General features: G+C 74.1%; 10 protein-coding genes. 4 read left to right on the top strand and 6 right to left on the bottom strand.

The window, feature by feature from the left end; genetic code table 11:
* Window positions 1–56: 56 nt before the first annotated feature.
* Window positions 57–512 (bottom strand): Rrf2 family transcriptional regulator, encoded by a 456-nt coding sequence (locus LXM90_RS18350; RefSeq protein ID WP_020092392.1) that lies wholly within the window; start codon window positions 510–512, stop codon window positions 57–59.
* An 88-nt stretch (window positions 513–600) separates the two neighbouring features.
* Here LXM90_RS18350 and LXM90_RS18355 point away from each other — a divergent pair, with 88 nt between their 5' ends.
* Window positions 601–1380 (top strand): class I SAM-dependent methyltransferase, encoded by a 780-nt coding sequence (locus LXM90_RS18355; RefSeq protein ID WP_020092391.1) that lies wholly within the window; start codon window positions 601–603, stop codon window positions 1378–1380.
* Window positions 1381–1407: 27 nt separating this feature from the next.
* On the opposite strand, the gene LXM90_RS18360 is transcribed toward LXM90_RS18355, so the two are convergent.
* Both LXM90_RS18360 and LXM90_RS18365 read right to left on the bottom strand, forming a co-directional pair.
* A complete protein-coding gene (locus tag LXM90_RS18360) occupies window positions 1408–2436 on the bottom strand; it encodes an NAD-dependent epimerase/dehydratase family protein (protein ID WP_020092390.1) in 1029 nt (342 codons plus the stop codon).
* A 26-nt stretch (window positions 2437–2462) separates the two neighbouring features.
* The gene (locus tag LXM90_RS18365; protein WP_020092389.1) at window positions 2463–3701 is read right to left on the bottom strand and encodes a complex I NDUFA9 subunit family protein; all 1239 of its coding nucleotides are present in this window, start codon (window positions 3699–3701) and stop codon (window positions 2463–2465) included.
* A 271-nt stretch (window positions 3702–3972) separates the two neighbouring features.
* Here LXM90_RS18365 and LXM90_RS18370 point away from each other — a divergent pair, with 271 nt between their 5' ends.
* Window positions 3973–4155 (top strand): hypothetical protein, encoded by a 183-nt coding sequence (locus LXM90_RS18370; RefSeq protein ID WP_020092388.1) that lies wholly within the window; start codon window positions 3973–3975, stop codon window positions 4153–4155.
* A gap of 9 nt (window positions 4156–4164) precedes the next feature.
* Here the strand turns inward: LXM90_RS18370 and LXM90_RS18375 are convergent, their stop codons facing one another.
* From LXM90_RS18375 to LXM90_RS18385, 3 genes are all read right to left on the bottom strand, one after another.
* Window positions 4165–5106: an MBL fold metallo-hydrolase gene (locus LXM90_RS18375; protein WP_020092387.1), complete on the bottom strand. Its 942-nt coding sequence runs from the start codon at window positions 5104–5106 to the stop codon at window positions 4165–4167.
* Window positions 5107–5311: 205 nt separating this feature from the next.
* A complete protein-coding gene (locus LXM90_RS18380) occupies window positions 5312–6505 on the bottom strand; it encodes a L,D-transpeptidase family protein (RefSeq protein ID WP_020092386.1) in 1194 nt (397 codons plus the stop codon).
* Between the two features lie 170 nt (window positions 6506–6675).
* Window positions 6676–9261 carry an ABC transporter ATP-binding protein/permease gene (locus LXM90_RS18385; RefSeq protein WP_205833406.1) on the bottom strand — a complete coding sequence of 862 codons (2586 nt, stop codon included), beginning with the start codon at window positions 9259–9261 and terminating at the stop codon, window positions 6676–6678.
* 354 nt (window positions 9262–9615) lie between these two features.
* Here LXM90_RS18385 and LXM90_RS18390 point away from each other — a divergent pair, with 354 nt between their 5' ends.
* Together LXM90_RS18390 and LXM90_RS18395 are read left to right on the top strand one after the other, a co-directional pair.
* A complete protein-coding gene (locus LXM90_RS18390; protein WP_020092384.1) occupies window positions 9616–10275 on the top strand; it encodes a cytochrome c3 family protein in 660 nt (219 codons plus the stop codon).
* Window positions 10272–13244 carry a TAT-variant-translocated molybdopterin oxidoreductase gene (locus LXM90_RS18395; protein ID WP_020092383.1) on the top strand — a complete coding sequence of 991 codons (2973 nt, stop codon included), beginning with the start codon at window positions 10272–10274 and terminating at the stop codon, window positions 13242–13244. The genes LXM90_RS18390 and LXM90_RS18395 overlap by 4 nt, the downstream gene beginning before the upstream one ends.

The raw sequence follows: 13244 nt of genomic DNA on the forward strand, positions 1-13244 counted from the left end.
GGTCCGCGTCGATGCCGAGGATGGCGCCTGAGCGTCGCCGCGGCAACCGCCCGCCGTCAGGCGCAGGTCGAGGCGTCCGACGGCCTGTCGGGCCGGCACCGGGCGTCGAAGCTTCGCGCGAGCTCGGCGAGGCTGACGGAACCGAGCCGCGCGACCAGGAGCGCCTCGGCCTCGCGCAGCGTGTCCTCGACCGCCGCGTTGACGACCTTCTCGACCGCGCAGGCCGGGTTCGCGCGATCGCTGCCGATCGCGAAGATGCGGGGGCCGCCGACCGCGCGGTGGACGTCGAGCAGCGAGACCGCGTTCAGGTCCGCCGCGATGGACCATCCGCCGCCGTGCCCCTTCTCGGATTTCACGTAGCCCGCGTTCCGGAGCCCGGCCATCGTCCGCCGGACGACCACCGGGTTCGTCCCGAGCATCCGCCCGATCGCCTCGGACGTCATCGGTCCGTCGTGGCGGGCCATGTGAAGCAGCACATGGAGCGTCCGGGAGAGGCGGCTATCGGTGCGCACCCGCCGATCCATCACACCGGGCCCGGGATTGGCAACCGTGCCGCATCACGATACTTATCAAGTTACGTGATAGAGCGGAGCCGAAGCGGTGCGCGAGTTCGAGAACCCCGATCGGTGGGACAAGGTCGCCGAGCACTACGAGACGACCGCCCACCCGTTCACGGCGCGCTTCGCCGAGGCGGCGCTCGCGCGGGTGCGGCTGACCGAGAGCAGCCGCGTCCTCGACGTCGCGGCCGGCACCGGCGCCCTCGCGCTGGCCGCGGCGCGGACGGGGGCGCAGGTCCTCGCGGTCGATTTCGCGCCCGGCATGGTCGCGCGCATCGCCGGCGCGGCCCTGCCCAACGTCGACGCGCGGGTCATGGATGGCCAGGCCCTCGACCTGCCCGACGGCGGTTTCGACGCGGTGTTCTCGATCTTCGGGGTGATCATGTTCCCCGACTGGCGGAAGGGCCTCGCCGAGATGGCGCGCGTGACGCGACCCGGGGGACGGGGCGTCGTCGCGACGTGGCAGGATCAGGGCGCGGCGACGTTCCTGCTGCTCGGCGAGATCCGCCGCCGGCTGTTCCCCGAGCGCGAGAGCCGGGCGATGCCCGACGGGGTGCGGGCGCTCGGCGATCCGGCCGGCTTCGCCCGGGAACTGGTCGCGGCCGGGTACGCGGCCCCGCGGATCGACCGCGTGACCTTCGACTACGCGCTCGACGTCGCCCTGCTCGACGACCCCGACACGGTGTTCGGCCTGTCGCCGGACTGGGTCGACCTGAGCGCGGACGACCGGGCCGCGGTGATCGCGGAGGCGCGGCGCATGGCGGCCGGACGACCCGTCCTGCCGATCCCCTCCACTGCCCTGATCGGCGTCGCGGAGCGCTGAGCGCCGCTTCGCGCGGGGCCCGGCGCCTCAGCGGGTCTCGCGCGCGTCCGCGAGCCGCGCCCGCGCGTCGTCCAGAACCCGGGTCAGGGCCGCATCCCACGTGACCCGCGGCTGCCAGCCGGTGGCGGCGTGGAGGCGGCCGGCATCGCCCGCGGCCAGGGGGATCTCGGTCGGCCGTACCCGCTCCGGGGCGATGCGGATCTCGAACGGCACCCGGGCCCGGGCGCGCAGGTCCTCGAGGACGCTGGCGATCGTCCGCGGCTGGCCCGAGCTGATGTTGAACACGCTCCCGTCCGCCAGGGAGTCCGCGCGGCCGATCAGGTCGGCGTAGGCGTTCGCCACGTCGGCGACGTCGAGGAAGTCGCGGTAGGACGAGAGGTTGCCGACCTCCAGGCAGGGCGGCACGAGGCCGGCCTCGATCCGGGCGATCTGTCCCGCGAAGGAGGCCACGACGAAGCGTTCATCCTGGCCGGGACCGATATGGTTGAACGGCCGCAGCACGACGAGCTTCACGCCGATGCGGGGCAGCAGGTCGCGGAGCAGCTGCTCGCCGACCCATTTCGACCGGGCGTAGGTGTTGCGCGGCAGCGGCTCGACCGCCTCGCTGAGGGCGTGGCCGGCGAGGAACGCGCTGCCGTAGACCTCGCCGGAACTGACGAAGAAGAAGGTGCAGCCCGGCACCGCCTCCACCGCGGCCACGAGGTTCATCAGGCCGTTGACGTTGACCCGCCACGTCTGGCCCGGGCCGCTCGCGGAATCCGCCACCGAGGCGAGGCCCGCCAGGTGCAGGATCGCGGTCGGCCGGAACCGCGCCACGAAGCCGCCGAGCGCGGCCTCGTCGAGGAGGTCGATCGCCGCGTAGGTTACGCCCTCCGGCAGGCGCGGCGACCGCCCCCGCCCGATCCCGGCCACGCAGTCGCCCGCCCGCGCCGTCGACCCCGCCGTCGCCCCCGCCAGGAGCGGCAGGACGTGGCCGCCCACGAAACCGGCCGCCCCGGTGACGAGGACGCGCCGCGGGGCCGGGCCGCCGGACCCGTGGGGAGAGGGCGCGCTCACGGCGCGATCCGGGCGGGGAGCGTCACCTAGCCCGGGTTCCGGGTTCCCCAGCGCACGCCCATGCTGCCCTGCCCGGCCCCCGGCGAGCTGCCGGCATCGGCGCCGATCGCCGGGCCGGAGGCGGTCTTCGGCCGGTGCTGCGAGCCGGCCGCCAGGGGCTGCGACGCCAGCGTGTCGGGCACCTCGGACAGGACTTCCTCGTCGCGATCGGTGGCGAACTGGCCCGCCTTGCGGAAGGTCCAGAGATAGCCCGGCACCACCGCCTCCGCGGCGGTCGGCGTGATCCCGATTCCCTCGAAGGTCCGGCCCTCGGCCTTGGCGGCCTCCGAGACGACGTTGTCGTTCTGGAGCAGCGTGACCTGATCGCGGGTCAGCTTCAGCGAATCCGGCAGCAGGCCGAAGGTCAGCGTGTCGGCGATCTCCAGCATGCGGGCCTGGAGCTTGGCCGCCGGCACGGGCAGGTCCACGACGACCCGCTTCCGCCGGATCGTCTTCAGCATGTAGCGCACGAAATGCTCCAGCGTGCCCACCTCCGGGCCGCCGAGCTCGTAGACCTTGCCGGGCGCCAGGGTGCCGTCGACCGCGCGGGCGATCGCCTCGGCGACGTCGCCCACGAAGGCCGGCTGGAAGCGGGACTGGCCGCCGGCCAGCGGCAGGACCGGGAGCGCCCGGGCGAGGCCGGCGAAGCGGTTGAAGAAGCTGTCACCCGGCCCGAAGATCAGCGAGGGCCGGAACACGACCGCGTCCGGGCAGGCGGCGAAGACCCGCGCCTCGCCCTCCGCCTTGGTGCGCGCGTAGAGCGACGGCGAGGCCGGATCGGCGCCGATCGCCGAGACCTGGATCATCCGGGCGCCCTGGCGCGCCGCGGCGCGGGCGATCGCCTCGGCCCCGTCGACCTGCAGCCGCGCGAAGCTCTGGGAGCCGGTCTCCTGCAGGATGCCGACGAGGTTGATCAGCACGTCCGACCGCTCGGCGGCCCGGGCCACCGAGTCCGGGTAGCGCAGGTTCGCCTGGACGGCGACGATCTGGTTGACCTTCCCGAGCGGCTGCAGGAACAGCGCGAGGTCCGGCCGGCGCACCGCGACGCGGATCCGGTAGCCGCGCTTGGCCAGAGCCCGCACCACGTGCCGGCCCAGGAAGCCGGAGCCGCCGTAGATGGTCACGAGCTGGTCCTGCGGGCGCAGGGGGCCCGGGGCGGCGGCGGAATGCGTCTGCTCGCTGGTGTGCGCCGTCGCGGACGCCGTCGTGTTGTCTTGGCCGCTCATCGCCGTGGTCTCGAGCTCCTCGCGCGCCTCGGGGCGCCGTCAGGCGGCCTACTTAGCCTAACTTCGGCGCGATGGGAGCCGCCGAATGCGCCGCCGCGCCATTCCGGTGAACAGCGCTGGGCGGATGATCGCGGCCGAGGGACCGCGCGCCGGCTCGCGGGAGGCTGATCACGGGGCTGGAACGGGTGCCGCTGCCGTGCATTCTTCCCCACCATACGGCCCTGCCGAATCGCGCGGATGGGACGCGCCGGGGACTTCGATGATTGTAGGGATGCTCGTTTCCGCGGCGATCGCGGTGCTCGGTCTGCTGGTGGCGCTCGGGTACGTCGGCCACCCGATCGACGCGCAGCTCGTCAGCAACTACGGCTGGAGCATCCTGATCATCGGTGTCGCGCTGTTCGTGCTGTTCACCTGGGCCCGGTACAGCCGGACGCGCCGACGGCGCTCCGTCTGACGCCCGGCCTCAGGCGACCTTGATCCGGCGGCGCATCTCCCGCGCCACGGCCGGGCGCGCGCTCGGCCGGCCGCTGACCGCCCGCGGGGCACCGACGATGAGGCTCTGGCGCTCGCGCGCGATGAACGCCGTCGGCATCTCGGCCTGGAGGTCGGCCTCCATGTCGCGCAGCGCCGTGTCGGAATGGGCCGGGTGCAGGTGGATGATCCCGAGCGCCTTCACGCCGGCGTTCCGGGCGAGCTCCACGCCCTTCTGCCAGGTCGAGTGCCCCCAGCCCCGGCAGGTCGGATATTCCCCGTCGGTGAACATGCCGTCGTAGACCATCAGGTCGGCGTCGGCGACGAAGGCGGCGAGCTCCGGATCCGGCCACGGGTCGCTGTGCTCGATGTCACTGATCAGGCACAGGCGTCGGCCGCCGTGCTCGAACCGATAGCCGACCGATCCCTGCGGATGGTTCAGCAGGATCGTGGCGACGCGCGTGCCGTCCGGGAAGGCCAGGGTCTGACCCGCCTCGAAGCCGTGGTGGTGAAAGGTGCAGCACAGCTTGTCGAGCGTAACCGGGAAGAGCGGCGGCGCGAACAGGCGGTCGAGGGTCGGCCCGGCCGATTCGCCGCCGAGGTTGCCGCAATAGGTGTTGATCACCCGGTCGGGATCGAGGACCGCCGGCTTGAAGAAGGGCAGACCCGCGGTGTGGTCGAGATGCAGGTGGCTGAACAGCAGGTCGACTTCCTGGGGCAGATCGGTCCGGTGACCCTGCCCGAGGTTGTAGATGCCCGAGCCCGCGTCGACGATGAACATGCGCTGGCCGCACCGCACCTCGATGCAGGGCGTGCTGCCGCCGAACTCGGCGTATTGCGGGCCGCTGACGGGCGTCGAGCCGCGGACGCCCCAGAAGCGCAGTGCGAGGTCCTGGTCGGCCGCCAGGATGGTCGGCTCGGAACTGTTCGACATGGCGATCACGAATCCGCGGACAGTCGGTCCCGATCACTTATGATCGAAACCCCGTCGCCGTTCCGGGAAGGTAGCTTTGAATACGGCAGGCCGACGGAGCAGGTGTACCGCTCATCCCCTGCCGTATCATGAATTGGTGTGCCGCACGCGGTCGTGATGTGCGTCCGCGCACACGCACGGGCCGCCGCGAAGGGCCTTCGCATGCTCAGAGGGGCTCCGCGGCGGCCAGGAGACCGGCCGGCGACCCGGCCAGAATCGGGCGGCCGGTCGCCGATCCGGCGAGTCCCGCGGCCAGCCAGGACGGGAGTGCGTCGCTGTACCGCGTCGGGAGCGGCGCGACCAGGGCCCCGAACGGGTCAGGCGCCCGCTCGTAGACCGGCACGAACCCCGCCATCTGCCGCGGCGACAGGCCCGATCCGGGCGCGGCCCAGCCGGCCCAGACCGTCTCGGGCACCGGGCGATGGACGCGATGGCCGGGCACGACCACCACCTCCTGCCCGGCGAAGGCCAGGGCCTCCGGCCGGCTGATGTCCCCCACCGCGCCGCCCCGGGCCGTGTAGGCCGCCCAGAAGGCGTTCTGCCCGCCGTCGGAATAGGTGGTGCGCACGGCGGGCTCGCCCGCCTCGGCGAGCGCGGCCATCCGCGCCTCCTCGACCGCCCGGCGGGTGGTGACGGCCGCCTCGACGGCGGGATCCCGGGCGGGCGCGAAGGCGTACCGGCCCGCGACGACCGAGACCTGCAGCTCCTCCCGGCTGGCCTCGAACCGGTCGGAGCCGGCCTTGAGCTCCCGCCAGAAGGCGATGTTGGGATCGGTCCGGTGGCGGGCCATGTTCTCGGCCGTCATCCGGAACGGGTAGGACTGGAACTGGAAGGCCGCCTGCCCGCCGTTCAGCGCGTCCCGGGCGATGGCGTAGATCTCGCCGACCGTGCCGTTGGTCATGGCGAAGCAGCCCATGGACGAGCAGATCCCGTGCACCATCACGGCGGAGCCGGTGCCGCCATGGGCCCGGTCGTAGGCGTTGGGATAGCCGACGTCGAAGGACAGATAGTAGTGCGAGTTCGGGTTCATCTGGCGCCGGGGCACGGCGTAGAACCCCTCCGGGGTCTGACGGTCGCCGGTCTTGCGCTTGGGCCCGAGCTGGCCGGACCAGCGGCAGATCGGGAAGGTCTTGATGTAGACGTAGCCCGCGGCGCCCTTCTTCCAGACCTCGATCTCCGATTCCTTCTTGTAGGCCCGGAACAGGACCGGCGAGGCGGCCGTCACGCCCTTCTGCGCCATCAGCGCGAGGGTCGCGGCCGGAATCGGCGCCTCGGCCTTGCCCGCCTGCGCGGCGGCCGGGCCTGCGAGGGCCAGCAGAACGAGGCCGGCGGCGAGGGGAAGCGAGGTCGACAGGGGCATGAACCGTCCGCGCTGGATCGGCCGGGATGGCTGCCGGACGGGCGCGGCCTCGCGACCTGACGGAGTATTGCGGCGGCCGTGAGGCTGCGCGTCCGGTCCGCCCGTCGCCCCGCCCGTCGCTCCGCGGAGGCGCCGCCTCCCCCGCGGACGGGCACCGCCGCCGGTTCCCCTCAGGCCGCGGGTTCCGGCTCCCGCTCGGCATCCGCCGGCACGGGCGCGACGACCGCGCTGTTCTCCACGGCGATCACCGCGTCGAACGGCGCGGCGCACTCGGCGAGGCCCGTCTCGGACAGGAAGACGATGAGGCCGCGCCCGGCCCGCGCCTGCCGCAGTTGGGCGAGACGCTCGCGCGCGCCCTCGGCCTTCCGCTCGTCCATCGCGACCGCCACCACGAGGATGTCGGGGTCGCGGGCGAGGCACCGGCTCAGCTCGATCGCCACCCGCTCGCGGGCGTTGATCGCGCCGTCCGCCAGCGCCCCGGTGCTGGGCTGGATCTCGACCTTGCTGTCGAGGCCGAGGCCGTAGACCGAGGCCTCGAGGCCCTCGTCGGCCAGCACCCGGCGCACCAGCTCGCGCACCCGCGGCTCGGCATTGGCCTCGCCGAGGCTGATCCGGCCGAACAGCAGGTTCTCCTCCAGGCTCGCGGCCGGATTAACCCGCGAGGGATCGTGGAAGACCACCGCGCCGGCGAGGTGGGCCGGCAGCATCCGGGCGAAGGACCGGCGCGCCTGCACGAGGCGCTCCTCGAACGAGCCGTCGATCAGGCCGAAGCGGTGGCGGGACTCGCTGTAGCGCAGCGCGAGGCCGATCAGCCGCGCGCGGTCGCGCTGGCCCGCCGGTCCCCGCCGCAGGCTCGCCGCCCCGGGCAGGCGCGCCACGAGATCCTCGAAATAGCCCCGCTCGGCCGCCTGGAACAGCGAGTAGGCGTCGAACAGGGGGTGGTCGTTGGGCAGGTCGGCGAAGATCTCCACCGTGCTGCGGGCCACCGACAGGCCGATCTCGGTGAGCGGCCGGACCAGCCCCTCGGCCTCCAGGACCGCCCGCAGGTAGGGGTGGCGCGCGAAGCGCAGGGGCGCGAAGGTGCCGCCCACCGGCTCGCCGAACAGGATGTTCTCGCCGATGCTCGCCTGATTGTTGTAGCGGTCGGGGTCGAAGGGCTCGACGAGGCGCTCGGCGCCCTTGGCGGCCAGCGCCACCCGCATGGTGCGGCGCGCGGCGACGATCGCGGCGGCGAGCCGCGGCTGGGCGGCCGGGTCGAGCCGCCCGGTCAGCCCGCGGGCGTACACGAAGCCGTCGAGGCCGGTGAGCCGGCTGATCCCGATCAGCGCGATGTCGTCGGGCGCGGTCGCCGGATCGGTGCCGTAGAGCAGGTTCTGCCGGAGGGAGCCCTCCATCAGGATCGCCTCGCCGGACGTGAAGGCGATCCGCCGGGCGCGCTCGGCGGCGTCGAAGTCGCGCAGGTCCGTGCCCGCGTAGGTGACGGCGCCGGCCGTCGGCTCGACCTGGCCGGCCAGCACCGCCGCCAGCGCGCGGGCGCCGCTGCCGCGGCTGCCCGTGATCGCCACGTGCCCCGGCATCGACACGGCCACGTCGACGCCGGTCAGGCGCTCGCCCGTGGCCGGATCGAAGGCGCCGACGCCCTCGGTGGCCAGGATTCCGGACCGGGGCAGCGGCAGGGCGGCGGCGCCGCTGCGGGCGGCCCGGGCCCGCCGCCCCTCGAGGGCCGCGATGGTGCGGGCGAGGTCGCGCAGGCGCGGGCGCACCGACCTGCGGACCATCCAGAGCCGCGCGCAGATCGCCGCGAGCCAGCCGGCGAGGCCGAAGGCGCCCACGGCCGCCACGAGGGCGGCCGGATCCACCGGGGCCGCGGGCGGCTGGCCCGGTCCCGAGCGCCACAGCGCGGTGCCGGCGGCGATCGCCGGAAGGATCACCGCCAGGGCCAGGGCCGGCGCCCGGGCATAGGCCAGCCGCGCCTCGGCCCGCCCGACATTGGCCCGCATCGCGGCGACGCGGGCGGCGATCCGGCGGCGCTCGATGGCCGCCGCGCCGTGGTTGCGCACGGCGGGCAGCCGCCGGACGAGGTCGTTCAGGCTCTCCTCGGCGCGCGCGCTCGAGCGCAGGCGCAGATCGTGCCGGTCGCGCGCGCGCTCGAGCACCAGCCCGTAGGCGAGGCCGATCGCCGCGAGGCCGATCACCGCCGCGGGGACCAGCCTGGGCGCGGCGAGCGCCGCGAAGCCGAGGGCCAGGATCAGGGCCGCGAGGGTCATCGCCGGCAGCACGATGCCGGCGGCCAGCAGGCGGTCGGCCCGGGCCAGTACCTCGCCGACGATCCGGGTGAGGCCGCGCGCCTCGTCCCGCGCGCCCGCGGGCGCGTCGAGGATCGCCTGCAGCACGCCCTCGCGGACGGCGTCCCCGGCCCTGTTCTGCGCCTTGAAGCACAGGCGCGCCACGAACCAGCCGACCCCCGCCAGCGCCAGCGCGCAGACCGCGATGCACAGGAAGGCCGTGAGTTCGAGTTCGGCGGGGCGCATCGGGATGCCGGGGACGAGCACCAGTTCCCGGCCCGGGAGCTCCGCCGCCACGCGCAGGAACGGGAGGACCGGCGCCTCGTCGCGCGGCAGGACCGCGATTAGGTCGCGCAGGCACAGGAGCGCGAGCGCGCAGAGCGGCGCGCCGACCCCGACCGCGAGGGCCGCCGCGACGGTGTGCTGCGGCCGCGCGGCGCGCCACGTCAGGAGGAGAGGATCGGATTCCATGCGTCTCCGGACAGCATCGGGCGGGTCCGCCGCGGTCCGCCGCCGTCCGCGGCATAGGCCTTCGGGGCCGCGGCGGAAAGGGCGGCCGGCGCGGCCCGGCCCCGTGCGACATGTCGGCCGGACTGATCCAAGTTCTAGCCCTGGTCTGGAAGCGCTCTAGGTTCGATTCTCTGCACGCGGCGCGATCTGGAGCGCGCCGCGAGGTCCGGTCGCCGCGTCCGCCCGGACCGCATCGCGTGGGCGTGCCGGCGCAGCCGATCTCGGGCGGGACCAGAGGATGGGGTGACGCGTGCGGCGAGGGGCTGAGCAGACCGAAGGGCACGGCACGGCCGGCTCGACGTCCGGGACGGCCTGATGGCGCAGCTGTTCACCCCCGGCGCCGACGCGCTCTACCGCCTCGCGCTGATGACCGGCGTGGCCTGCCTGGTGGGCGTCCCGGTCCTGGCGGCCGGGATCGTGCGCTCGAACTACGTCACGGGCGTCGGGATCGCGCCGGCCCAGCCGCTGCCGTTCAGCCACAAGCACCATTCCGGCGAGCTCGGCATCCAGTGCCGCTACTGCCACACCACGGTCGACCGGGAGGCCACCGCCGGCATCCCGCCGACGCACACCTGCATGACCTGCCACTCGCAGATCTGGACCGGCTCCGAGATGCTCAAGCCGGTGCGCGACAGCTACGCGCAGGACAAGCCGCTGGAATGGAAGCGGCTGAACAAGCTGCCGCAATACGTCTACTACAACCACTCCGTCCACGTGACGAAGGGGATCGGCTGCTCGACCTGCCACGGCGACGTCACGTCGATGCAGATGACCTACCGGGCCAACGCCTTTGAGATGCAGTTCTGCCTCGATTGCCACCGGGCCCCGGAGAAGTACGTCCGCACGCCGGATCAGGTCTGGAACATGACCTGGAAGCCGCCGGCCGACCAGGCGAGTCTGGGCCCCAAGCTCGTGGCCCAGTACCACATCCGCGGCGGGGAGCGGCTGACCGAATGCGGGATCTGCCACCGATGACCGGCGCCCCCGACATCGCGGCCCTGCGCGAAAAACTCGCCGGCGGCGACGGACCGCGCTTCTGGCGCAGCCTCGACGCCGTGGCCGACAGCCCCGAGTTCCGCGCCTATCTGGCGGCCGAGTTCCCGTCGGCGTCCCGGCTCGCCGCCGCCCCGGAGCGGCGCGGCTTCCTGAAGCTCATGGCCGCCTCCTTCGCGCTGGGCGGCCTCAACGCCTGCGGCGGGGGCAACGGCCGCGACTACGAGGTGCCCTACGTCAACCAGCCCGAGCGGATCGTGCCCGGCACGGACCTGTCCTACGCCTCCTCGGCGGTGTTCGACGGCTTCGGCAACGGCATCCTGGTCACCACCCGCAACGGCCGCCCCCTGAAGATCGAGGGCAACCCCGAGCATCCCTGGAGCCGCGGCGGCACCGACGTGCTGGCCCAGGCTTCGGTCCTCGGGCTCTACGACCCGTTCCGCTCCCAGGCGGTGCAGCATCTCGGGCGGCCGAGCTCCTGGCCGGCGTTCCGGGCGGATCTCCAGGCGCGGATGCCGGGCTGGCGCGAGAGCCGGGGCGAGGGTCTCGCCCTGCTCACCGGCCCGGTGACGTCGCCCGGCGTGGCGGCCCAGATCGTGCGGCTGCGGGCCGCCTACCCGGCTCTGCGCTGGTACACCGGCGCCGGGGCCGGCCGCGGCGGGATCTACGAGGGCGCCCGCCAGGCCTACGGCCGGCCGCTGGAGACCATCCCGGATTTCGGCCGCGCCCGCACCATCGTGGCGCTGGACGGCGATTTCCTGGACCTCGGGCCCGGCCAGGTCGGCCTGTCGCGGCGCTGGAGCGAGGCGCGGCGCGCGGCCTACGCGGAGGGGCGCCTCCTCACCCTCCACGCGGCGGCGCCGACGCCGACGCTGACCAGCGCCAAGGCGGATTACGGTCTCGCGGTCCCGGCCGGCCGGCTGGAGGACCTCGCCCGGGACCTCCTCGCCCTGGCTGCGGGCGGCGCGGCGCCGATGGGCGACGACCCCGTCGCGCGCTGGACGCGGGGCGCCGGCACGGCGCTCACCGAGGCCCGGGGAAGCGGCATCGTCACCGCCGGCCTGACCGCGAGCCCGGAACTGCATGCGCTGGTCCACCGCCTCAACGGCGCCCTCGGCAACACCGGCGCGACCCTGGTCCACACGGCGCCCGCGGAAGAGACGGGCGCCGGGACCCTCGCGGAGCTCGCGGAGGCCATGGATCAGGGTGCCGTCAAGGCGCTCGTCGTGCTCGGCGCCAACCCGGTCTACGAGGCGCCGGGCGCCCTCGACTTTGCCGCCCGGATGGCGCGCGTCCCGCTCAAGATCCACGCGGGACTCTACTACGACGAGACGGGCGCGCACGCCGACTGGCACCTGCCCGCTGCCCACCCGCTGGAATCCTGGGGCGACATCCGGTCCCTCGACGGGACCGTGGGGCTGATCCAGCCGACCGTCGCGCCCCTCTACAACGGTCGGACGCCCTCGGAGATGCTGGCCTTCCTGGCCGGCGGCGAGGGCGGGGAGAGCGGCCAGGACGCCCTCGACCTCCTCAAGGCGGGCGCGCGCAGCGCCGGCGAGGACGACGCGGCCTTCGAGGCCCGCTTCACCGAGGCCCTGCGCCTCGGCTTCTGGGCGGACAGCGCGCGTCCGGCCGAGACCGTCGCGCTGACGCAGGCGGCGGCCCCCGCGGCCGCCCCATCCCCCGCGTCCGCCGGCGAGGTCGAGGTGCTGTTCCGGCCCGATCCGACGATCTGGGACGGCACCCACGCCGACCTCGCGTGGCTGCAGGAACTCCCGAAGCCGCTGACCAAGGTGGTCTGGGAGAACGTGGTCGCGGTGAGCCCGCGCCTCGCCGAGCGCTCGGGGATCGCGACCGGCGACATCCTGCGGGTCGAGGCCGGCGGCCGCGCGGTCGAGGGGCCGGCCTGGATCCTGCCCGGCCAGGCCGACGACACCGTCACCCTCACCCTGGGCTACGGCCGCGACGTGCCGGACCACCTCGCCCGCGGCCTCGGCTACGATTCCGCGCCCCTGCGCCCGGCCGGTTCGACCTGGCGCCTCGCCGGCGCCCGGCTGACGAAGACCGGCCGCGTGCGCAAGCCGGTCACTACCCAGCATCTCGGCACGATGGAGGGGCAGGATCTCGTGCGCGTGCAGGCGCTCGGCGCCGCGCCCGCGGGCGACCCGAAGGGCGCGCCGACCCCCGCCTCGTTCTATCCGCCCCCGGAGAGCCAGGACCGCTGGGTCGCCGCGCAGTGGGGCATGGCCATCGACCTCGATGCCTGCATCGGCTGCAATGCCTGCGTCACCGCCTGCCAGGCGGAGAACAACATCCCGGTGGTCGGGCGCGAGGAGGTCGCGCTCGGCCGCTGGATGGGCTGGCTGCGGGTCGACCGCTACTACGCGGGCGGCCTCGACGCCCCGACCACGCATTTCCAGCCGGTGCCCTGCATGCATTGCGAGCAGGCGCCCTGCGAGCTCGGCTGCCCCGTCGAGGCGACGCTCCACGACAGCGAGGGCCTGAACCTGCAGGTCTACAACCGCTGCGTCGGCACCCGGACCTGCCAGAGCTACTGCCCCTACAAGGTCCGGCGCTTCAACTACCGCGACTATACCGGCGGCACGACCCCGGTGGAGCAGCAGCAGCGCAACTCCGAGGTCACGGTCCGGTCCCGCGGCGTGATGGAGAAGTGCACATACTGCATCCAGCGGATCACGGCGGCGCGGATCACCTCGGCCAAGGACGCCCACGCGCCGATCCCCGACGGCAGCGTCGAGACCGCCTGCCAGGGCGCCTGCCCGACCCGGGCGATCACCTTCGGCAACGTTGCCGACCCGGGGAGCCAGGTCTCGGCCGCCCGCCGGGACACGCGGGAATACGCGCTCCTCGGGCATCTCAACACGCGGCCGCGCACCACTTACCTCGCCGGGCTCGCCCCGGCCGCCGATCCCAACGGACGGGAGGGCTGA

The organism is Methylobacterium oryzae, assembly GCF_021398735.1.
Lineage (GTDB): Bacteria > Pseudomonadota > Alphaproteobacteria > Rhizobiales > Beijerinckiaceae > Methylobacterium.

Coding starts and splice junctions, on each gene's coding strand:
- LXM90_RS18365 (WP_020092389.1), bottom strand. CDS start 3,701: ATGAGCGGCCAAGACAACACGACGGCGTCCGCGACGGCGCACACCAGC.
- LXM90_RS18375 (WP_020092387.1), bottom strand. CDS start 5,106: ATGTCGAACAGTTCCGAGCCGACCATCCTGGCGGCCGACCAGGACCTC.
- LXM90_RS18370 (WP_020092388.1), top strand. CDS start 3,973: ATGCTCGTTTCCGCGGCGATCGCGGTGCTCGGTCTGCTGGTGGCGCTC.
- LXM90_RS18390 (WP_020092384.1), top strand. CDS start 9,616: ATGGCGCAGCTGTTCACCCCCGGCGCCGACGCGCTCTACCGCCTCGCG.
- LXM90_RS18395 (WP_020092383.1), top strand. CDS start 10,272: ATGACCGGCGCCCCCGACATCGCGGCCCTGCGCGAAAAACTCGCCGGC.
- LXM90_RS18380 (WP_020092386.1), bottom strand. CDS start 6,505: ATGCCCCTGTCGACCTCGCTTCCCCTCGCCGCCGGCCTCGTTCTGCTG.
- LXM90_RS18385 (WP_205833406.1), bottom strand. CDS start 9,261: ATGGAATCCGATCCTCTCCTCCTGACGTGGCGCGCCGCGCGGCCGCAG.